The organism is Pseudoduganella sp. jia 9, assembly GCF_055502615.1.
This window is the reverse complement of record NZ_JBUPWE010000008.1, coordinates 82,527-103,825: the sequence shown is the minus strand read 5'-3', so window position 1 is coordinate 103,825 and position 21,299 is coordinate 82,527. Positions and strand designations below refer to the sequence as shown.

The window sequence follows — 21,299 nt, the reverse complement described above, 5'->3', positions numbered from 1 at the left end:
CCGGCTGGCAGCCCTGGTGACCGCGACCGGACAGCCTTCCGTTTACCAGCGTCCGCCTGCGCTGCTCCAACAACTTATACAAGGAAGCGTTTCATGAGTTCTCACCTGCACCGCCGCCCGCACGCCGACAGTCATCCTCGCCTTGTGCTGAATCCCTTAACTTCCGCGTGCCTGGTCGCGCTGGCCACTTTCGCGGCGCCAGCCGCCGCCCAGGAAGATGCCGCCACGCCCGCCGCCGACAAGCTCGAGCAGGTCATCGTGACCGGCACCCGTGCCAGCCTGCAGCAGTCGCTGGCGCTCAAGCGCAATTCCGCTGTGGTGCAGGACAGCATCAGTGCGACCGAGCTCGGCCGCTTCCCCGACAACAACGTGGCCGACTCGCTCAGCCATATCACCGGCGTGTCGATCTCCCGTACGGCGGGCGGCGAAGGCCAGCGGGTCAGCATCCGCGGCCTGGGCCCCGACTACACGATCACCACCTTCAACGGCCGCCTGCTGGGCACCGACAGCGCGGGCCGCTACTTCGCGTACGACGTGCTGCCGGCGGACGTCATCAATGGCGCCGACGTCGTCAAGTCGACCCAGGCGCAGCTGATCGAAGGCGCCATCGGCGGCCTGGTGAACCTGCGCTCGGCCAGCCCGTTCGAGCAGAAAGGCCAGCGCGGCCTGCTGCGCGTGGAGGCGGACCGCAACCAGATGAGCGACCTGAACGGCAAGAAGCTGTCGGGCACGTACAGCAACACCTTCGGTGACACGATCGGCGTGCTGCTCGGCGTCGTCTACGCCAAGCGCGACGTGCGCACCGACACGGCCGGCAACGACGGCGGCTGGTCGCGCAACGCCGTCCCGAGCGACCCGAGCCAGTTCTGGGAGTCGGGCAACACCTGGGGCGGCGCCATCGACCCGAACGGCAACGGCGTACTCGACGCGAACGAGGAAGGCCTCGTCGCGCCGGGGCAGTTCCGCTTTGGTTCCATTATGGAGAAGAAGGAACGCCTGGCACTCTCGGGCAAGGTGGAGTGGCGCCCCAGCCGCGACCTGAAAGTCATCGTCGACGGTTTCAAGACCCGGCTGGATTCGCCGCAGGTCGGCTACCAGCTGTCGTTCTACCCGCTGTACGCGCCGGGCCGCTGGTCGAACATGCAGGTGACCAACGGCGTGGTGACCGACCTGACGCTGTCCAGCGACGACCCGGAGCTGCGGCTCAACCCCGAGGTGCTGAACAAGACCGAGTTCCGCGTGGTGGATACCGCGATGTACGGCGCCAATGCGGAATGGAAGATGTCGCCGACCCTGAAACTGACCGGCGACATCTACGAGTCCACATCGAAGCGCAATTCCGGCGGCAAGGATACCTATGTCGTGCTGCGCATGAACCAGCCCAACGTGACGCGCATCCGCCTCACCGGCGCCGCCGTGCCCGACGTGACGACCACGTTCGCCGACGGCCGCGACCTGCAGAGCGGCCTGGCCCAGGGCCTGTTCAACGCCGGCGATTTCAATACCCACTTCTACAGCCGCACGGGCGACAACATCGACGACAACATCCGCGGCGCCAACGTGGCTGGCGAATGGAAGGTCGATCGCTTCAATGTCGAGCGCCTGAAGTTCGGCCTGGGCCAGACCAACCGCAAGAAGTCGCGCGACATGATCAACAACGCGTTCAACGCGGGCCAGGATCACTACTCCGGCGCGAACGCGATCAACGTGGGGAACCTGGGCGGCAACGTCATCAACCAGACGTTAAGCCCGGGCAGCTTCCTGTCGGGCGTGAGCGGCAACTTCCCGCGCAGCTTCCTGGGTTTCGACGTCGACAGCTACGCGCAGGCGCTGGCCGGCTATGACGGCAAGCCACGGCCGGATGGCGGCGTCTACAGCTCGACCCTGTCGGCGCCCGCCTGGAATCCACTGGAAAGCTACCGCGTGAGCGAGAAGACCACGGCAGCCTTCGTACAGGCCGACCTGGCCGGCGACAGGTGGAACGCCGACGTCGGCGTGCGCCTCGTACGCACCAAGACCGGTGCGCAGGCCTGGGACGCGAAGATCAACGACATCCTGCAGAACGGCGCGTTCAACTTCACGGCCGTGTATGCCGATCCGTCCGCGGTGCGGCAGGATGCCAGCTACACGTTCGGGCTGCCGTCGTTCAATTTCACCTACGAGATCACGGACACCCTGCAGCTGCGGCTGGGCGCCGCCAAGACGATGGCGCGCCCCTCCGTGGACAAGCTCGCGCCGTCCAGCACCACCGCCAGCATCTCCTGGGGCGACTTCACGCAGATCTACGGCGGCAATGCCAATCTCAAGCCGTACACCGCGCGCCAGGCCGACGCCTCGCTGGAGTGGTATTACGCCAAGGGCTCCGCGCTGACCTTTGCCGTCTACCAGAAGAACATCAAGAACCAGATCACCAACGAATGGCTGACCGGCCAGGACATCGGCGCACCCGGCGGCCGGCTGTTCAATGTGCAGCGGCCCATCAACGGCGACAGCGCCAAGGCGCGCGGCATGGAGATCGGCCTGCAGCACCTGTTCGAGAACGGCTTCGGCGTGCGTGCGCAGTACACGCGCAACCTGTCGAGCAGCTGGGTGAACGGCGTCGAGCGCCCGCTGGAGGGCATCGCGCCGGCCACCGCCTCGGTGGGCGTGCTGTACGAGCGTGGCCCATGGAGCATGAGCACCACGGCCGACTACACCGATTCGTTCGTCACGGCCACCAATGTCATCGGTGCCGGCTGGAACGAAGTGGCCAAGTCGATGACGTGGCTGACAGCCCAGCTGGCCTACGAGGTGAACGATTCGCTGCGCCTCAGTATCGAAGGCAACAATCTCACCGATGCGGAGCAGGCGCCGTCGCTGACCAACGGCACCATCAGCCTGCCCAATGGTTATTATCGCTACGGCCGCTCCATCACCCTGGGTGCGAGTTGGAAGTTCTGACGCCGGAACGGGCGGAAGCGGGACCACGCGCCCTGCTCCGCCCCTGAAGGGACAACGATGCCGGCATGCGCCGGCCCCGCACTACCGAAAACTGGAATACCGATGCGACCTTTTGCAATGCGACCCCTGCTTTCCACAACGCTTACCGCCTTTGCCGCCCTGCTTTCCAGCGCGGTGTTTTGCTCCGCGCATGCCGCGGACGAGTCCAGCTACACGATGGCCGACTACGCGCGCGTCGTGAAGATCGATGCGCACCTGCACCTGCACGAGCCTGCGCCCGCTTTCATGGAGTCGGCGAAACGCCAGAACTTCAAGGTACTGACGATCAACGTCGACTACCCCGACTTCCCGCCGCTCGACGACCAGCAGCGCGTGGCCATCGCGCTGAAAAAACAGTTCCCCCAGGACGTGGCGTGGATCGCCAGCTTCTCCGTCGACGGCTCCGACCAGCCCACCTGGCTGCCTGCCACGCGCCAGCGCATCGCCGCCGCGATGCAGGCTGGCGCCGTGGGCGTGAAGGTATGGAAGAACATCGGCATGAGCCTGCGCGACAGGAACCAGCACCTGGTCATGATCGACGATGCCCGCTTCGCGCCGCTGTTCGAGGACTTCGCCCGGCAGGGCATCCCCTTGCTGGGCCACCAGGGCGAACCGCACAACTGCTGGCTGCCGCTCGAGAAAATGACGGTCAATAACGACCGCGAGTACTTCAAGGCCCACCCGCAGTACCACATGCACCTGCACCCCGAGATGCCAAGCTGGGAAGCACAGATGGCCGCGCGCGACCGCATGGTGGCGGCGCACCCGAAGCTGCGCTTCATCGGCGTGCACCTCGCATCGCTGGAACGCGACGTCGACGAACTGGCCGCATTCCTCGACAGGTTCCCGACCGCCGTGGTGGACATCGCCGCGCGCATCGGCCAGGTACAGTACCAGAGCCAGAAGGACCGCGAGCGCGTGCGCCGCTTCTTCATCAAGTACCAGGACCGCATCCTGTACGGCAGCGACATGGCGCAGACGCCCGGCCAGGATGGCGCCGCGCTGGGCCGCGAAGCCGAAGAGGTGTGGCGCATGCACTGGCGCTACTTCAACACCGCCGAGTCGTTCAAGGTGGCCGATCTCGACGCCCCCATCCAGGGCCTCGCGCTGCCGCGCCAGGTAGTCGACAAGCTCTACCGCACGAATGCCCAGCGCGCCTTCCCCGGCGCATGGGGAGGCCAGCAATGACCGCCCGCCGCGCATTCCTCCAATGGCTCGGCGCCGCGCCGCTGGCCACGCAGATCCCGTTCGCCAACGCCGCCGAAGGCAAGGGCCAGGTGCGCGTGCAGGACGCCGCCGTGTCGCTGCAATTCGATGAGCAGATGCGTTGCCGCATCGTCAGCCTGGCGGGCAGGCAGCCCGTCGCGCTGACCGGCTACGACACCAGCGAGCACCTGGTCGTGGGCGGCAGGCAGCTCGGCCGCTTCACGATGCAGAAGGCGGAACCGGCCCGGGTCGCGACGCCGTTCGGTGCCGGACAGGCGCTGCGCCTCGCCGGCCGCTCGCTGGAAGGCATCGAGAAGCGCGTCACCGTGACGCTGCTCGACGAGCATCCCGGCGTCGCCCTGCTCGACGTCAGCTACGTCAACACGGGCAGCAAGCCGCTGGCCATCGACGCGTGGGTGAACGGCGCGCACCGGCTGGCCGCCACGCCGCGCCACGCGGGCGGCTACTGGTCGTATTCCGGCGCCAGCTACGCCAACCGGCGCGACTGGGTGCAGCCCGTCAAGCGCGGCTTCAAGCAGGGCAACTTCCTCGGCATGAACGCCTCGGACTACGGCGGCGGCACGCCGGTCGTCGATGTCTGGCGCCGCGACGTCGGCCTGGCCGTCGGCCACCTGGCCCTGCAACCGCTGCTGGTCTCGCTGCCCGTGAAGGCGGTTGGCGACCGGGTCGACGTTTCGCTGCGCGGCGACGAGCCGCAGACACTGGCGCCAGGCGCAACCTTCGCCACGCCGCCCACCTTCCTTGCCGTGCACCGTGGCGACTTCTACGTGCCGCTGGACCGCTACCGGCGCCTGATGGCGGCGCAGGGCCTCGCGGCCCCCGAGCCGCCGCAAAGCGCCTACGAGGCGCAGTGGTGCGCCTGGGGCTACGAGCGCGACTTCTCGCTCGACTACGTGCGCGCCACGCTGCCCAAGGTGCAGGAACTGGGCTTCAAGTGGGCCGTGCTGGACGACGGCTGGCAGGTGAAGACCGGGGACTGGACGCCCGACCTGGCCAAGTTCCCGCGCGGCGCCGCCGACATGAAGGCGCTGGTTGCCGACATTCACGCACGCGGCATGAAGGCGCGGCTGTGGATCGCGCCGCTCGCCGTGGCCCCCGGCAGCGACGAGCTGCATGACCACACCGACCTGCTGCTCCTCGACAAGGACGGCGCGCCGCAGGACGTGACGTGGTGGAACTGCTTCTATGTCTGCCCAGCCTACGGCAAGACGCAGGAGCGCCTGGCCGAGACGATCCGGATGATCATCGGCGACTGGGGCTTCGACGGCCTGAAGGTCGACGGCCAGCACCTCAACGGCGTGGCGCCGTGTTTCAATCCGAAGCACCGGCACGAGCGGCCGGAGGAATCGGTCGAGGCGGTTTCGGCCTTCTACAAGGTCATGCACGACGTGGCGCATGCGGCCAACCCCGAGGCGGTGGTGGAAGTGTGCCCCTGCGGCACCAGCTACGCCTTCCACAACATGCCGTTCATGGACCAGGCGCCGGCGTCCGACCCGCTGTCGAGCTGGCAGGTGCGCCACAAGGGCAAGACGCTGAAAGCGCTGATGGGCCCGTGGTCCGCCTACGCGGGCGACCACGTGGAGCTGAGCACCGGCGGCCAGGACTTCGCCTCCAGCGTGGGCATCGGCGCGGTGGTGGCAACCAAGTTCACATGGCCGGTGGATCCCAAGCCCAAGGACTCCTTCCTGCTGACACCCGAGCGCGAGGCGCACTGGCGCCAGTGGGTGGACCTGTACAACAGGCAGCGCCTCGCCGAAGGCCGCTACCGCGGCGAGCTGTACGACCTGGGCTTCGACAAGCCGGAGACCCACGTCGTGGAACAGGGCGGCGCCCTGCACTACGCGTTCTATGCCGACCGGTGGGACGGCACGGTCGCATTGCGCGGCCTCGGCCCGGGCGCCTGGACGCTGCGCGACTCGCTCACCGGCAAGGAACTGGGCAAGGTGACCGCCGACAAACCCACCCTGCCCGTGCGCTTCACCCACAGCCTGCTGATCGAAGCGCGACCCGAAACGCCCGACGCGCTGCCGGTCGCCTTCGCCGGCAGGATCGCGGAGGTGGCGGCCGACGGCTTCCCACGCGCATCGCAATGGGCCGATGCGCCCGCGACCTTCTTCCGGCATGACTGGCAAGGCAAGCCGCTCGCCGGCCCGCAATCGACCCGCGTGCAGCTGCTGCGCGGCGCCGCCCACCTCTACCTGCGCTTCATCTGCAAGTTCGAGGCGTTGAGCACCTTCGACCAGGCCAGGTCGGCGACCGGCATCTGGCCGCTGTGGGAGCGCGACGTCGTCGAGGTCTTCCTGCAGGCGCCGGAACGCGCGGGGCTGAAGAGCTACCGCGAAGTGCAGGTGGCGCCCAACGGGCTGCTGCAGGAGATCGCCGTCGAGGTGTCGGGCAAGAAGCGCATTGCCGGCGAAAGCCGCGCCAGGGCGCATATCGATGCGGAACACAAGGTCTGGACGGCCGAACTGGCCGTGCCGATGCGTGGCGCGGGCGATCGGGATGGCTGGCGCCTGAACCTGTTCCGCGTCGAAGGCCAGGAAGGCGCCGGCCAGCAGCGCATCCATTCCGCGTGGAGCCCGACCGGAAAGAGTGGCAGCGGCACGCCCGACTTCCACGTCCCGGCCGCCTTCGGACGCCTGCTGACCGCGGCATGACGAGGCAAGGCCTGCGAACGCTTGGAGCCTGTGCCCTGCTCGCGGCATTCCCGGCGCAGGCCCACGCCGGACCCTTGCCGCAGCGTGCCGAACCGCCCGCGCTGCGTGCGGGCGCAGTGGCTGGCACGTCGTTCCGCGCAAGTGGCGACGAGATCGCCAATCCCGAGCGCGGCATGTACGTGTGGGCGGCGGACAGCCTGGCCGCATGGACGCAGGCGCAAGCCGATGCCCAGTTCGCGGCCGGCTATCGCCTCGTCTATGTGCCGGTGCGGCTGGACGATCATGCCGGCACCGCGCTGCCGGAAAGCGTGCTGGCCGGGATTTCCGATGGCTTTGCCACGGCGCGGCGCGCGGGCCTGAAAGTCATTCCTCGTTTCCTGTACAACTACCCGTCGGGCGAGACCGCGTACCGGGCGGCGCAGGACGCGCCTCTCGGCCGCGTACTCGGGCACATCGGGCAGCTCAAGCCGCTGCTGGCCGCCAACGCGGATGTCATTGCCTACCTGCAGGCCGGCTTCGTCGGCGCCTGGGGCGAATGGCACACCTCATCGAACGACCTTACCGCGCCCGCATCGCGGGCACAGATCCGCGACGCGCTTCTCGGCGCCCTACCGCCCGACAGGTTCCTGCAGTTGCGCTACCCACCTTACCTGATGGCGTGGGCGCCGCGGCCGCCGCGCTGGCGCGACGAGTCGGCCGCCTCGCGCATCGGTGTCCACAACGACTGCTTCCTGGCCTCAAGCACCGATGTCGGCACCTACAGCGAGGATGCGGCGACCCGTCGGCGCGAGCGTGATTACGTCGCCTCGCTCTCGACCGTCGCACCGTTCGGCGCTGAAACCTGCAATCCCGCGGATGCGGTCGCGCCGACGCCGCGCACGAGCTGCGACGACATCCTGCGCGAAGGACGGCGCTTCGGCCTCACCTACCTGAACCACAGCTACTACCGCAAGCTCTTCCATATGCGCTGGGAGGAGCAAGGCTGCATGGCGGAAGTCAGGCGCCGCATGGGCTACCGCTTCGAGCTGGTGACGCTGCGGCACAGCGCCGCGGCAAGGGCTGGTGAGTCGGGGGAGCTCGCGCTGACGGTGCGCAACAGCGGCTGGGCGCGCGCCTTCAATCCACGCGGCGTACAGATGCTGCTCCGGCACCGCGCCAGCGGCGCTGTCGTGCGGATTGCCCTGGCGTCGGTCGATCCGCGCACCTGGCTGCCGGGCGGCTCCAGCAAGGTGCAGGCAAGGTTTGCGGTGCCGGGCGGCACGCCGGCCGGCGTTTACGACGTGCTGCTTGCCTTCCCGGACGGCGCCGCCTCGCTGGCGGGCGATGTGCGCTACAGCGTGCGCCCCGCCAATGCCGCGGATGCCGCCAGGTCGCAGGGATGGGACGCGACACTGGGCGCGTTCCGTACTGGAACGACGCTGAGCATTCGCTGAGCGGAACAGGGACCGCCACTGTTGCTGGCGGTCCTTGCCTGATTTTCGCCTGATGTGAAATGCGTTCCGGACCTGGTGGCCGGACAGGCCTGTCCGTGATTTCCGGAAGACGGAACCGATCGCCTAATCGGCAATCAGCAGTTCGATGCCGGCATCGCGCAGGCCGTCGCGGTATTGCGGGTCGATGTCCGAGTCGGTGATGATCGTGTTGACACGGTCGAGCTGGACGATGCGGTGCAGGCTGATGAAGCCGAACTTCGACGAATCGGCAAGGACGATGACTTTCCTGGCGCGTTCCACCATCTTGTGGTTCAGGCTTGCCTCGGCCTCGTGGTGGGTGGTCACGCCGAACTGCAGGTCGAGCCCGTCGACGCCGAGGAACAGCTTGTCGAAGCTGTAGGCCTGCAGGCAAGCCTCGGCCTGCAGGCCCTGGATCGACAGCGACTGCTTGCGCAGCAGGCCGCCCGTGAGGATCAGGTCGACGCCGGGTGCGTTGACCAGCTCCCAGGCGATATTCAGGCCATTGGTCATCACCGTTACATTATGGGCATCGCGCAGATGGCGGGCCAGCGACAGCGTGGTGGTGCCGGAATCGATGATGATGTTCTCGCCCGGCTTCACCAGACTAGCAGCCAGGACGCCGATGCGCTCCTTCTGTTCGTGATTGAGCGCGTCTTTCTGCGAGACCGTATGTTCGGTCGGCGGCATGCGTGCCAGCGTTGCGCCGCCGTGGCTCCTGATGGCAAGGCCCTGCGCCTCGAGTGCACTGAGATCGCTGCGGATCGTCACCGCCGAAACGTTGAGCTGTTTCACGAGGTCACTGACCTGTACCGAAGCGTGTTCGGTAAGTGCTTTCAGAATAATGTCGCGGCGCTGACCGGTTTGTCCCATGGTCGGACGAATAGTTTTGTTAAAACAGCAGCTTACCAGATTGCAGCAGGGCCGGCACTACGCCTTGGGGCCCTGCGCACCCGCCAGGCGTTCAAGCGCTGCCGGGTCCAGCGGCGTACCGGCGCTGCGCGCCGCATACAGCGCGGCACCGAGCACGGGCGGCAGGCGCGGCGTTGCCAGGCGATACGCTCCCGCTCCGCCGGCAGCCAGCGCCCGCGCGAACGGCACGCGCAACGGGCCTTCCGCGCCGAACAGGCCGCCGGAATACGACACCGCCACTTCCGTGCCGGGCTCCACTCCGAGCTGGCCCCGTACCGCATCGACCAGCGCGGCCACCTCGACGGCTGCCGATTCGAGGATCGCCGCCGCCTGCAGGTCGCCCTGCGCGGCCGCTTCGGAGACAAGCCGCGACAGCGCCGCCACCTTGCTGCGCTCCCCTTTCAGTTCGCCGTAGACCACCTGACACAGGTCGATATCGTCGCGCAGCGCCAGGCGCGTGCGCATCAGCGCATGCAGCGGCCCGCGTGGCGCGCGGCCATCGCTCATGCGCGAGAACAGCGCCAGGCCGGCGCGGGCGATCCAGTAGGCCGAGCCTTCGTCGCTGAACAGTTCGCCCCAGCCGCCGGCACGCGCACGCTGCCCGCCGATTTCGCCATACGCCATCGAACCGGTGCCGGCGATGACGCTGATGCCGTCGGCACAGGCCAGCGATCCGGCCCAGCTGCACACCATGTCGTTACCGCACAGGTAGCGCCCGTGGCCCAGCACGGCGCGCGGCAGCGCATCGAGCAGGGGCTGCACGTCGCGGTCCTCGCCGTAGGCCGGCAGGCCGAAGAAGGCGAATGCGACATCGCCCGCGGTGACGCCGGCGGCGGCGAACAGCGCCGCGCAGCCGCGCGCCAGCACGTCGGCCGCGCCATCCATGCCCACTTCGAGGTAGTAGGCGCTGCTCTCTTCGTGGCGCGCCAGCACATGCCCCTGCCGGTCGACCAGCGCGAACGCCGTCTTGGTACCGCCGCCGTCAACCCCGAGGAACATGGCCATCTCCCGTCAGTGGATAAATGGTCACGCCGCGCACCACGCGGTTGACCGTGCCGGACACGCTCGGCGTATCCGGGCGCAGCCCCAGTGCCAGCGACTGCAGCAGTGCGAAGGCCTGGCAGAACAGGATGTAGGGCAGTGCCAGCGCCAGGTCGGCGGACAGGCCGGCACCGTGCAGCGTCACGCAGTCGTCGCCCAGTTCCGGTTCGTCGCGCCCGCTCAGCGCCAGCACGCGGCCGGCGCGGCCATCGTTGCGCAATTCGCGCAGCAGGTCCAGGTCATAGCGGCGGGCCTGCGCGTCGTTCGACAGCATCACCACGACGAGCGTGTCGGCATCGACGATGGTCTTCGGACCGTGGCGGAAGCCCAGCGGGGAATCGAACAGCGCCACCACCTGGCCGTCGGTCAGTTCCAGCAGCTTGAGCGAGGCTTCGCGGGCCAGCCCGCGCAGCGCGTTGCTGCCGAGGTAGACCACGCGGCGGAAGCGGCGCGCAACCAGCGTGCGCAGCAGCGGCAGCGTCGTGTCCAGTACGCCCGCGGCCGCGGCCGACGGCTCGGCGGTGGCCCCCGGCGGCAGCACGCGGAACGCCATGGCGGCGGCCAGCAGCATCGATGTGAAACTGGTGGTCATCGCGAAGCCGCGGTCGTGCGTGGCGTCCGGCAGCAGGATCGCGTAGGCGTTGCCGCGTTCTTGCGCCATCTGGCACAGGGCACCGTCGGCATTGCAGGTGATGACCAGGTGATACACCTCGTCGACCAGCTGGTCGGCCAGCGTCACGGCGGCCACGCTTTCCGGGCTGCTGCCCGAGCGGCCGAACGACACCAGCAGCGTCGGCACCTTCGGCTGCAGGAACTGCTGCGGGCCGGAGACCAGATCGGTGGTGGGCACGGCTTCCACGCGCCAGCCGCCGCCGAGCATGGCCGGCGCCAGGCATTCGCCGATGAAGGCCGAGGTGCCGGCGCCCGTCAGCACGATGCGCAGGTCGGCGCGCGACAGCAGCGGGCCGAGGAACGCGTCGAGCGCGGCGCGCTGGTCCGCGACCAGTGCCTCGATCTCTGGCCAGATGGCCGGTTGCTGCGCGATTTCCCGCGCGGTAAGGCCGGCGCCGGCGGCGTCGAGCCGCTCCGTGCCGATGCCGAGGATTTCCATGTTCTTGTTGCTGTCTGCGACTAGCATGCTTCCAACTCCTTTGTTGCGGCGCCTGCCGTGCAGGCGTCCCTGTTACCAGCGTTCGTGTTACAAGCTTCCCCGGTACAAGCTTGCAGATACTGGCGCAGCACCCTGGCCACGCCCTCTTTCAGCAGATCGGCCGGACGATTGGGTATCCTTCCCTCGCGCACCGCTTCGTACTGGGCCGGCAGGTACTGGCTCAGCAGCGTCAGCGGCGGTGTTTCCCGTTCCAGGCCGGCCAGCAGGCGCGCCTGCGCCGCCTGTATCGCCGGATGCGGCCAGTAGTAGCGGATCCGGTCGCTCAGGCTGTACTGCTGGTCGAAGCGCGCACTGCGCGGATCGCCACCATAGTATTTACGCCAGTATTCCGGTTCGGCGCGCATGACTTCCAGCACCGTGTCCTTGAAGCCTGAACCCTTGCCGTCGCCGGCCATCGCCGCATCGATATCGGCCAGGGCCCACAGCGTTTCGCGCAATGCAAAGGTCGCGCCGGGGCCCACCTTCAATATCGCGAAGTGGCCTGCCACCAGGGCGGCCAGGTTGGCCGGCGTCTGGTAATCGGTCGAATGGGCTTCGTAGACCAGCGTGGGCACGTCCTCGATCATGCGGCTGAGGTCCACGGCAAGCTCGGGCCGGAAGTCGATTACCTTGTGGTGGTCGAATTCGACGCCGGGCTGCACCACCAGGCCGACCACCCGCGGCCACGCGGCATCCACCCCCGCGGCGGCAAATGCGGCGCGATGCGATTCGATCGTCTGCGCCGCGGCGGCGGGCGTCGTGACGCTCAGTTCCGCCAGGTCCTCGTGCGCGCCGCCGGGCACCGGCACCTCGGTGCCGACCACGTAGACGGGCGCCTCGCCGCCGGCGGCCTGCCATGCCCGCTCGGCGACCGCGCACAGCAGCGCGGCACGCGCGGCCACCACGTCGTCCTGCAGCGGTACCGGGTCGCCGGCGCACGACATCGAGCAGTCCAGGTGGATCTTGCGAAAGCCCGCCGCGACGTACTGGTCGATCAGCACCTCGGCCTTCGCCATGGCGGCGTCGGCGCTCTCGCCTTGCCAGGCATTGGGCCCCAGGTGGTCGCCGCCAAGCAGCACGCGCTCGCGCGCCAGGCCCGTGCGGTCGGCAATGCCGTGCACGAAATCGCGGAAGGCGGCCGGCGTCATGCCGGTGTAGCCGCCATCCTGGTTCACCTGGTTCGACGTGGCCTCGATCAGCACCGGCTGGTCCGGCCCGGCCGCTGCCGCGACTTCCATCGCCGCCTCGATCACCAGCGGATGCGCCGAGCACACCGCGTGGATGCCGACCGGCTCGCCGGCCTTGTGGCGGCGCACCAGATTCAACATGTATTCCATTGTCAGACTCCTTCGGTAGATTCGGGGGATGCGGCGCCGTCTTCCGGCTGCAGCGCGAGGAACAGCGCGGCCGCCAGCGACAGGCCGATGCCGGCCAGCCGGTAGCCGCCCGGCACCGTCGCGGCCAGCGCCATCGCGATGACAGTGGTCAGCAGCGGCGCGCCGGCATTCACCAGCGGCGACACCGTCAGCGCCTTGCCGTGCCGGAAGGCGTACACCAGCGTCAGTGCGCCGACCGCATTCAGGATCTGCGTGGCGGCGGCAAGCCACGGACCGGAAAGGCCGTAGTTGATCGGCTGCGAAAAGTCGGTCATCGCCAGCGCCGCCGGAATGCACAGCAGCGCACTCGCGGTCATATAGAAGAAGATGCTCTCGGCATCCATGCGCGTATTGGCCAGCTTGATGAAGTACGCCTGCAGGCCCCAGGCGGCCAGCACCGCCAGCGCCAGCACGAACCACAAGCCGTACTGCTGCGGCGCGCCGCCCGGGTTGAAGTCGAACAGCGGCAGCGCGCAGATGGCCAGCACGATGCCGGCCATGCCCATGCGGCCGGTGCGTTCGTGCAGGAACACGAACGACAGCACGATCGTGATGACCGGGGACAGCGAAATGAGCGGGAAGATCAGGTAGGCCGGCCCCTCCTTCACCGCATAGAACAGCACCATCTGGCCACCGGCGCCGAGCAGGCCGATCGCCAGGCCGTAAGCCACCGCGGTGCGGTCCCGGCGCACGCGCCAGCCCGAGCGCGCCAGCACGAACAGCGCCGGCGGCACCATGGTCAGTGCCCACACGACATACACCAGCGTTTCAGGAAAGCCGTGCTGGCTGGGCAGGCCCGCAAAGGCGCCCCATACGCCCCACAGCAGCGCCGTGGCCAGCGCGTAGCCGAGCCAGCGCGGCCTACGCGCGGCGGCAGGGTTTCGTTCATGCGGCATCGTGGTCGTCGTCTCCATGGCGGCCTTCACAACGTCACGCTCGCTGGCACGTCCTGTGCCGGCACCGTACTGGCTGGCACAATCACGGCTGCAATCGCGGCCCCGCGCTGCGGGATTCCATTGCTGATTTTGCGTTTCATCGTTGATTCTTCCTCTGCTACGACGGCATGGTCTTGTTTGTTTGCGTTGCGAGCCGTTCCGATAGTAGTTAATTATCGAACGAAACGCAAAGAACTTTCAAATTATTTTCGTTTGCTTGTTGTTTGCTGGCAGTTAAATTGACTTTTGTTTTCGAATTCTTTCGATTATCATCACGAATCAGGCTCCCATACCTCTCGGAAAGGAGTCCCAGGGCTTCCTCCGGCTTGCTTTGTCGGCTGACACCTGGACTTTCGATTCTTTCGCTACGTCCGTCGCAAGATGACTACGCCGAAAGCCTCCGTGAGTGAGCCAATGCCGATCGAAGCGACCTTGCACGACAAACAGGAGATGCGCATGAAAGAACGCTGGTCCAGGATGAGTCAACAACGGCACCGCACAGTGCTGCGCAGCGTGTTCGTTACAACCATGGCCTTGCTGGCCGCGCAGGCGTACGCCAGGCCGGCGGCCGACCCGCTGGCGCCGGCGGGCCGCTGGGAAGGCAGTACGGCCGGCAGCGCCAGCACGCCGCCGATGGGCTGGAACAGCTGGAACGCGTTCCGCACGGAAGTCGACGAGGACAAGGTGATGGGTGCCGCGCGGGTGCTGGTCGACAGCGGGCTCGCGAAACTCGGCTACACCCAGGTCAACCTCGACGACGGCTGGTGGCTGAAGCGCCGCACCAGCGATGGCCGCCTGCAGATCCGCACCGGCATCTTTCCCTCGGCGGCCACCGGCGGGCCGGACGGCACCAGCTTCAGGCCCTTTACCGACAAGCTCCACAGCATGGGACTGAAAGCCGGCATCTACACGGACATCGGCCGCAACGCCTGTTCGCAAGCCTACGACCTGCACTCGCCCAACCTGCCGCAAGGCACGACCGCCGAGCGCGAGGTGGGCCTGGATGGCCACGTCACGCAGGACATCAACCTGTACTTCAAGGAATGGGGCTTCGACTACATCAAGATTGACGCCTGCGGGCTGGCCGACTTCGTGCCGGGTTCCGAGCTGGTAAAGAAGCAGGACTACCGCGCGATGGCACCGTTGATCGAGCGCGGCTCGATCAACCGCACCGATATCGGCGCGGTGCGGGCCCGCTACGAAGCCGTCGCCGCGGCGCTGAAAGCGGCCCGGCCGGCTAACGACTACGTGCTGTCGATCTGCGCCTGGGGCATGGCGAACGTGCGCACCTGGGGCAAGGAAGTCGGCAACCTGTGGCGCACCAGCGCCGACATCACGCCCAGCTGGACGAGCATGCTGCACAACTTCGACAGCGCGGCGAAGCGCCCGCTGTATGCGGGCCCCGGCCACTGGAACGATCCCGACATCCTGCACATCGGCCATGGCGACTTCGATGCCGCCCACCCGGTCCAGGTGCGTTCGCACTTCTCGCTGTGGGCGATGATCAATGCGCCGATGCTGGTCAGCTACGACCTGCGCAACGGCCCGGCATCTTTCCTCGAGGTTCTGGGCAACGCGGACGTGGTGCGCCTGAACCAGGACAAGGCCGGGCACCAGGGCGTGGTGACCTACGATTCCGACGATGCCCAGATCATCGTCAAGACGCTGGGCGACGGCCAGCGCAAGGCCGTAGCGCTGTTCAACCGCGGCGCGTCGCCGGCCCCGGTGACCCTGCTGGCCAGGCACCTGAAACTGTCGGACAGTGCACCCGTCACGCTGCGCGACCTGTGGTCGAAGAAAAGCTCGACGTTCACCGGCGAGAAGGAATTCATGCTCGCGCCGCACGAGACGCTGGTGTTCGAGGCGAGCGGCAAGCGGCAACTGGAGAACGGAGTGTACCTTTCCGAGATCCCCGGGTCGATCAACGTCGCCGTCGACGGCACGCGGCATGCGCAACCCGATCCGACCATCCACCGCATGATCGACCCATGGTCGAACACCCGCTCCGGCGGCTCGCGGCCGCAGTATGCGGGCTGGGGCGGTGCGCAGGCCGATACGACGCCGTTCGGGCAAACCTTGCAGGTGGCCGAGCAGGCGTTCGATTCGGGCATCGGCATCCTGTCCAACTCGCGGCTCCAGGTGAAGAACGATGCCGGCCATGCACTGCTGACGGCCTCGGTCGGCGTCGACGATTCGACCGAGAATACAAAGCAGCCCGTGCGCTTCTACGTGTATGGGGATGGAAAACTGCTGGCCGAAAGCGCGCCGGTGGCCTTTGGCGCCGGGGCGCACCAGTTGAAGGCGGACGTGCGGGGCGTGAAAGTCATCGAACTGGTGGTGCGGGGGGCGACATCGGACGCCGCCGCGCCCGTTGTGGCGACCTGGGGGGATGTCCGGTTGATGCACGGCCTCTAGAAGGGTCCGGCAGCCGGAGCCAGGCTGCCGGATACGCCCCGTATCGTCGCAAGCCGTCCCGCAATTCAATTATTGAATCACGCGATGCGAAATTTGCATTGGTGCAGAATAATCCGATGAATTACATTAGCTGTGCCGTATACCTGCGAATTGCTTGAAAAAAGGTGTCGGGCATCAGACTGAGGAAATAACGTTCAATTTCTCGTCGGCACAGACGCGATTGCCTTCGCGCCGAGCGGTCTTGCTTGCGCGGCACGGCAGCGCTCGCATACGGTGCGATCCCATTCTACCGGGTACCGAGCCGCTGCCAGTCGCCGGGGAAGAGCTTGATCCATAAAACAACCAGACGGAGACTGCATGACCTATCGCGCCTTTTTCACGGAAACACTTTTCGCTACGGCTTTGTTAGCGCTACCGTTTGCGGCGGCTGCTTCGGTGCCCTGTGGCACTGAGAGCACGTCATCAGTCAAGCCACTTACCACCGAAGAGAAAAACCAGGGCTGGACGATGTTGTGGGATGGATCCTCCACGGCCGCATGGCGCAGCGTCACTTCTGACGCGTTTCCCGCACAGGGCTGGCAAACGTGCGATGGGATCCTGACAGTGATGGGCAAAGGCGGCGAGGAATCGCGCAGCGGCGGAGACATCATTACCCGCAAACGATACCGCGACTTCGAGCTCGAACTCGACGCCAGGATCGCGCCCGGCGCCAACAGCGGCATCAAGATCTTCACGCAGCCAGACCTGAAACCGATCGACCGGCTGACCGGCAAGCCGGCAGCGGTAGGTTCCGCGATCGGCCTGGAGTTCCAGGTGCTGGACGACGAGCGCCATCCCGATGCGAAACTCGGACGCGACAATAACCGCACCATCGGTTCCCTGTATGACTTGATCCCCGCAGCGAAGAGCAAGACCCCTTCTCCGGTCGGGAAGTGGAACCAGGTACGCATCGTGTCGCGTGGAAAACAGGTCACATTCTGGCTGAACGGCAACAAGACCGTGGAATTCGAACGCGGTTCCGACGCATTCCGCGCTGCCGTCGCCGGCAGCAAATTCCAGAACATCCCCGGCTTCGGCGAATGGGCCGACGGCCACATCCTGTTGCAGGATCATGGCGACCAGGTATCGTTCCGCAATATACGCATTCGCGAGCTGAGCCCTAGATAAGCCCGCACGCGGCGTGTTCCATCACACCTTTGCAGCGATGAATACGCGCTTCAGCATGGTCCTGCCGGACACTGACGCGCGCGACGGCGTGCGACTCGCACGCGATACCGAAGCCTTACTCGTCGAGCAGGAGCGGATGATGAGCCGTTTCATCGCGCATGGAGACCTTGCGACAGTGAATCGGCATGCTTGTGGCGGGCCGGTGCCGGTTCCTGACGGGCTTTGGGATATCCTCCTCGCTTGCAAGCGGCATCACGGGTTGACCGAAGGCGCGTTCGACATCGCCCAGGGTTCGCGCGGGGGGCGCCACGGAATGGACCAGGTGCGCTTCGATCCGGCAGCGCGCACGCTGCAATTCGCCGCTCCCGGGATGCGCCTGGACCTGGGGGGAATCGGCAAAGGCATCGCACTGGGAAAGGTCAGGCAGCACCTGCTCGATCGGGATGTCCGCCATGCGTTTCTGAGCTTTGGGGAAAGTTCGGTCAGCGTGATTGGCACCCATCCGGCCGGCGACTGCTGGCCGGTCGGCGTGGAAGATCTCTTCCGGGCCGGCCACTCGTTGCACCGTTTCGACTTGCGAGACGCGTCGATGTCGACTTCGGGCAACCGTGAAGGGCAGGAACACGTCATCGATCCATCCACTGGCGAGCCTGTAACGGGATGCCAGACCCTGTCCGTCGCCTGCGCCTGCGCAATCGATGCCGAGGTGCTGTCGACGGCACTGCTGGTACTTCCTGCTTCGCGGCGTGCTGCCGTCCTGCAGAATTATGCCGGCGTGCAGGCGGTGCATATCGTTTACCGGCAGCGCGACGGAAGCTGGGCTGGAGAAAAGGAATGGCAATATGAAGAATGAATACCCCGCAGATACCGACAATGCGGGCGACGACCTCGCGGAGCGCCGCCGTTTCCTTGCGCGGCTGGCCGGAGTGGTGGCGGGATCGACGTTGCTGAGTTCGCTTCCATGGATGACGCCGTTACGCGCGCAGCCAGTCGGCCACGCGCCGTCGGACCGCGTACGCGTTGCGGTGATCGGCACCGGATCGCGCGGCACCCTGTTGCTGAAGCACCTGCTACGGACGCCCGGAGTGGAAATCGCCGCATTGTGCGACGATTATCCACCACACCTGCAGGCCGCCATGGGCCTGGCAGGCGACCGGCCGAAGGCTTTCACGGATTACCGCAAGCTGCTCGAGATGAAAGGGCTCGACGGCGTACTGATCGCGACGCCGTTGCACGAGCATGCACCGATGTGCCTTGATGCATTCGCCGCGGACAAGCATGTGTTCTGTGAAAAAAGCCTGGCATTGACCGTGGAGGAGTGCAAGGCAGTGTCGCGAGCGGCCACGGCCAGCCCCCGCGTGTTCCAGATCGGCCACCAGCGCCTGTTCAGCGCCTCTTTCCTGCACGCACATGACATGGTGGCGTCTGGCCAGATTGGCACGATCACGCAGATTCGTGCCAGCTGGCACCGCAACAACGACTGGCGCCGGCCGGTGCCACGCCCCGAGCTCGAACGCAAGCTGAACTGGCGCTTGTACCGCGCCAGCTCGGCGGGCCTGCTGGCGGAGCTGGCTTCCCACCACTTGCAGGTTGCCAACTGGTTTCTCGACGCCGCGCCGCTTTCCTGTGTCGGGTACGGCAGCATCAATCACTGGAAGGACGCACGCGAAGTGCACGACAACGTGAACGTGTTGTTCCGCTACCGGGACGGCGTCACGCTGGTGTACGACTCGCTGACCAGCAATCGCCACCATGGGCTGGAAATCCAGATCATGGGCCCAAAGGGAACGATCGAAGGCGAGAGCGGAAAGGTCTATTCCGAACAGCCGCCCCCCGCACCCGGCATCGCGCGGCTTATCGATCAGATCGGAAAATCCACGATGGAGACGATTCCGATCGGCGGACCGACCTGGAAGCCGGACACAAAGGTCGCGTCGCCTGGGCAAGACTTGCGGCGTGACCTGGGCGGCGATGACGGAACCGCCATTTCGATGGCGGCATTCGTCAACGCTATTCGCTTGAACCAGAAGAGCCCGCAGATGATCGACCACGCCTACCGTTCCGCTATCGCCGTGCTGATGGGGCAGGCAGCAATGGACCAGGGAGGCGAAATATTATGGCCGGGTGATTACCAATAACAACCACCACAATCAATGGAGACAATATGCCGCACACTCTCGCCTCGACGCGCCGTCGACAATTCGTCAAGGGTGCCTTGGCCACGCTTGCTGTTCCGCAACTGGCTTTTGCACGAACGCAGGGTGACAAGGTCAATCTGGCCTGCTGCGGTATCGGCAACCGGGCGGCACAGATCATCAAGGAACTGCACGCCACGGGCCTGGCCAATATCGTCGCATTGTGCGACACGGACATCGGCGCGCCCCACACGCTTGAAATACTGAAGATGTTTCCGGATGTCCCACGCTTCCAGGACTTCCGTCAGATGTTCGACAAGATGGGCAAGGGCATCGATGCCGTGAGCATTGGCACGCCGGATTTTTCACACTTTCCGATCGCCATGCTGGCCATGTCACAAGGCAAGCACATCTACTGTGAGAAGCCGATGGGCCAGAGCTTCCGCCAGATCGAACTCATGATGGCTGCGGAACGCAAGTACAAGGTAGCGGCGCAAATGGGCAATCAGGGCCATTCCGAGGCGAATTACTTCCAGTTCAAATCATGGGTCGACGCGGGACTCATCAAGAACGTCCGGGCCATCACGGCCCACATGAACAACCCGCGCCGCTGGCATGGGATGACGGTGGCCGACTATCTGCCGAAACGGCCGATACCAGCGACGCTGGATTGGGATGGCTGGACATCCACGGCAGTCCCACATCCGTACAATCCGGGTTATATCAACGGCGACTGGCGTTCCTGGTTCGACTATGGCAATGGCGCATTGGGAGACTGGGGCGCGCACATTTTCGATACGGCGCACGAATTTCTCCACCTTGGACTGCCGGCAGAGGTCGAAGCAGTACGGCTGGATGGGCATAGCCGTTTCATCTTCCCGCAGGCATCGACCCTGGCCTTCCGCTTCCCGCAGCGCGGTACCCTGCCGCCCGTCGAATTAACCTGGTACGACGGCCTGAGTAACGTGCCGCCCTTACCGGCGGATTATGGCGCAGCTATCGTCGATCCGAATATTCCGCCTCCGTCAAAAGGGAGCAATAACCCGGTGAAGCTGCCGCCTGGCAAAGTCATCTACGGTGATGGACTCAATTTCAAGGGAGGTACGCACGGCAGCCAATTGAGCATCATTGGCGCCGCGGCGAAAGATATCGCCTTGCCAGCGGTGCCGAAAAGCCCGTCGAACCATTTCGCCAATTTCCTCAAGGCCTGCAAAGGGGAGGAAGTCTGTCGTTCGAACTTCGCAGTGGCCGGTCCGCTATGCCAGGCAATGGCCTTGGGCGTCATTGCCCAAAGGGTCAATGCCAAGCTGGCTTTCGATGCCGCGAGCAAGCAGATCACCAACCATCAAGAAGCCAATGCATTACTGGCGGGCCCTGCGCCGCGAAAGGACTGGGAACAGTACTACAGACTCTGAACGCGGGCGTGGCTGGTGCTGGTGAAGTTGGGCTGGCGCCTGCCGCATCAACAGTGACCGCCCAAGGAATCTTCGATCATCAAGGGAGAACTTTCCAAACCTTCCTTATGATTGCGTCGTGCCATTCTGGTTTTCATGAAGACGCCATGTCATGCGACGTAGGGCACGAGGCCGGGAACCGATAATGACGGGGCCGTAAACAAGTGCGGCCGACCACGCAAACGCATGGTCGGCCACATTGAATTCAAGCTTGTACCAGCTACTTGATTTGACTGGAGGCGAGGACGGGAGTCGAACCCGTCTAGACGGCTTTGCAGGACTTAACTCATCCGTAGGAATCAACAGGTTCCTGAAAAACCCCGAAAATTGCCAAATTTATGGCATCTAATACAACACGTATCGATATAGTATTCGGCTCATCCGTCAAGATTACCGTTTA

14 protein-coding genes are annotated in these 21,299 nt (G+C 65.8%); 9 read left to right on the top strand and 5 right to left on the bottom strand.

The features are described 5' to 3' along the window. Positions 1–93: 93 nt before the first annotated feature. From ACY34H_RS11710 to ACY34H_RS11695, 4 genes are all read left to right on the top strand, one after another. Complete coding sequence (locus ACY34H_RS11710; protein ID WP_464977666.1) at positions 94–2,940, top strand: TonB-dependent receptor; 2,847 nt, start codon at positions 94–96, stop codon at positions 2,938–2,940. A gap of 117 nt (positions 2,941–3,057) precedes the next feature. After that, positions 3,058–4,167, top strand: coding sequence for an amidohydrolase family protein (locus ACY34H_RS11705; RefSeq protein WP_464977665.1), 1,110 nt, complete (start codon positions 3,058–3,060; stop codon positions 4,165–4,167). Next, a complete protein-coding gene (locus tag ACY34H_RS11700) occupies positions 4,164–6,863 on the top strand; it encodes an alpha-galactosidase (protein WP_464977664.1) in 2,700 nt (899 codons plus the stop codon). Before ACY34H_RS11705 ends, ACY34H_RS11700 begins: the two co-directional genes overlap by 4 nt. Beyond that, on the top strand, positions 6,860–8,296 hold the full coding sequence (locus tag ACY34H_RS11695; protein ID WP_464977663.1) for a DUF4832 domain-containing protein: 1,437 nt from the start codon (positions 6,860–6,862) through the stop codon (positions 8,294–8,296). Before ACY34H_RS11700 ends, ACY34H_RS11695 begins: the two co-directional genes overlap by 4 nt. 123 nt (positions 8,297–8,419) lie before the next feature. On the opposite strand, the gene agaR is transcribed toward ACY34H_RS11695, so the two are convergent. The 5 genes from agaR to ACY34H_RS11670 are packed head-to-tail and all read right to left on the bottom strand — an operon-like array spanning position 8,420 to position 13,707. Then, positions 8,420–9,187: a transcriptional repressor AgaR gene (gene agaR, locus ACY34H_RS11690; protein ID WP_464977662.1), complete on the bottom strand. Its 768-nt coding sequence runs from the start codon at positions 9,185–9,187 to the stop codon at positions 8,420–8,422. Between the two features lie 57 nt (positions 9,188–9,244). Beyond that, positions 9,245–10,225 (bottom strand): N-acetylglucosamine kinase, encoded by a 981-nt coding sequence (locus ACY34H_RS11685; protein ID WP_464977661.1) that lies wholly within the window; start codon positions 10,223–10,225, stop codon positions 9,245–9,247. Beyond that, the gene (locus ACY34H_RS11680; protein WP_464977660.1) at positions 10,209–11,405 is read right to left on the bottom strand and encodes an SIS domain-containing protein; all 1,197 of its coding nucleotides are present in this window, start codon (positions 11,403–11,405) and stop codon (positions 10,209–10,211) included. Before ACY34H_RS11680 ends, ACY34H_RS11685 begins: the two co-directional genes overlap by 17 nt. Beyond that, positions 11,399–12,754, bottom strand: coding sequence for a D-tagatose-bisphosphate aldolase, class II, non-catalytic subunit (locus tag ACY34H_RS11675; protein WP_464977659.1), 1,356 nt, complete (start codon positions 12,752–12,754; stop codon positions 11,399–11,401). The genes ACY34H_RS11680 and ACY34H_RS11675 overlap by 7 nt, the downstream gene beginning before the upstream one ends. A gap of 2 nt (positions 12,755–12,756) precedes the next feature. Next, positions 12,757–13,707, bottom strand: coding sequence for an EamA family transporter (locus ACY34H_RS11670; protein ID WP_464977658.1), 951 nt, complete (start codon positions 13,705–13,707; stop codon positions 12,757–12,759). 477 nt (positions 13,708–14,184) lie between these two features. Here ACY34H_RS11670 and ACY34H_RS11665 point away from each other — a divergent pair, with 477 nt between their 5' ends. The 5 genes from ACY34H_RS11665 to ACY34H_RS11645 all read left to right on the top strand — a co-directional run bounded on the left by ACY34H_RS11665 (position 14,185) and on the right by ACY34H_RS11645 (position 20,860). Further along, positions 14,185–16,143: an NPCBM/NEW2 domain-containing protein gene (locus ACY34H_RS11665; protein WP_464977657.1), complete on the top strand. Its 1,959-nt coding sequence runs from the start codon at positions 14,185–14,187 to the stop codon at positions 16,141–16,143. 357 nt (positions 16,144–16,500) lie between these two features. Beyond that, positions 16,501–17,310, top strand: coding sequence for a 3-keto-disaccharide hydrolase (locus ACY34H_RS11660; RefSeq protein ID WP_464977656.1), 810 nt, complete (start codon positions 16,501–16,503; stop codon positions 17,308–17,310). A 13-nt stretch (positions 17,311–17,323) separates the two neighbouring features. Further along, positions 17,324–18,163, top strand: coding sequence for an FAD:protein FMN transferase (locus ACY34H_RS11655; RefSeq protein WP_464977655.1), 840 nt, complete (start codon positions 17,324–17,326; stop codon positions 18,161–18,163). Beyond that, the gene (locus ACY34H_RS11650; protein ID WP_464977654.1) at positions 18,153–19,448 is read left to right on the top strand and encodes a Gfo/Idh/MocA family protein; all 1,296 of its coding nucleotides are present in this window, start codon (positions 18,153–18,155) and stop codon (positions 19,446–19,448) included. Before ACY34H_RS11655 ends, ACY34H_RS11650 begins: the two co-directional genes overlap by 11 nt. A 26-nt stretch (positions 19,449–19,474) precedes the next feature. Next, positions 19,475–20,860, top strand: a complete 1,386-nt coding sequence (locus ACY34H_RS11645) for a Gfo/Idh/MocA family oxidoreductase (protein ID WP_464977653.1) — start codon at positions 19,475–19,477, stop codon at positions 20,858–20,860. The last annotated feature ends 439 nt before the right edge of the window (positions 20,861–21,299 follow it).

Excerpts from the sequence above, each read along its gene's own strand:
- ACY34H_RS11700 (WP_464977664.1), top strand. The coding sequence starts at position 4,164 with ATGACCGCCCGCCGCGCATTCCTCCAATGGCTCGGCGCCGCGCCGCTG.
- ACY34H_RS11705 (WP_464977665.1), top strand. The coding sequence starts at position 3,058 with ATGCGACCCCTGCTTTCCACAACGCTTACCGCCTTTGCCGCCCTGCTT.
- ACY34H_RS11680 (WP_464977660.1), bottom strand. The coding sequence starts at position 11,405 with ATGCTAGTCGCAGACAGCAACAAGAACATGGAAATCCTCGGCATCGGC.
- ACY34H_RS11660 (WP_464977656.1), top strand. The coding sequence starts at position 16,501 with ATGACCTATCGCGCCTTTTTCACGGAAACACTTTTCGCTACGGCTTTG.
- ACY34H_RS11645 (WP_464977653.1), top strand. The coding sequence starts at position 19,475 with ATGCCGCACACTCTCGCCTCGACGCGCCGTCGACAATTCGTCAAGGGT.
- ACY34H_RS11685 (WP_464977661.1), bottom strand. The coding sequence starts at position 10,225 with ATGTTCCTCGGGGTTGACGGCGGCGGTACCAAGACGGCGTTCGCGCTG.
- ACY34H_RS11665 (WP_464977657.1), top strand. The coding sequence starts at position 14,185 with ATGAAAGAACGCTGGTCCAGGATGAGTCAACAACGGCACCGCACAGTG.
- agaR (WP_464977662.1), bottom strand. The coding sequence starts at position 9,187 with ATGGGACAAACCGGTCAGCGCCGCGACATTATTCTGAAAGCACTTACC.
- ACY34H_RS11710 (WP_464977666.1), top strand. The coding sequence starts at position 94 with ATGAGTTCTCACCTGCACCGCCGCCCGCACGCCGACAGTCATCCTCGC.
- ACY34H_RS11695 (WP_464977663.1), top strand. The coding sequence starts at position 6,860 with ATGACGAGGCAAGGCCTGCGAACGCTTGGAGCCTGTGCCCTGCTCGCG.
- ACY34H_RS11650 (WP_464977654.1), top strand. The coding sequence starts at position 18,153 with ATGAAGAATGAATACCCCGCAGATACCGACAATGCGGGCGACGACCTC.
- ACY34H_RS11675 (WP_464977659.1), bottom strand. The coding sequence starts at position 12,754 with ATGGAATACATGTTGAATCTGGTGCGCCGCCACAAGGCCGGCGAGCCG.
- ACY34H_RS11670 (WP_464977658.1), bottom strand. The coding sequence starts at position 13,707 with ATGGAGACGACGACCACGATGCCGCATGAACGAAACCCTGCCGCCGCG.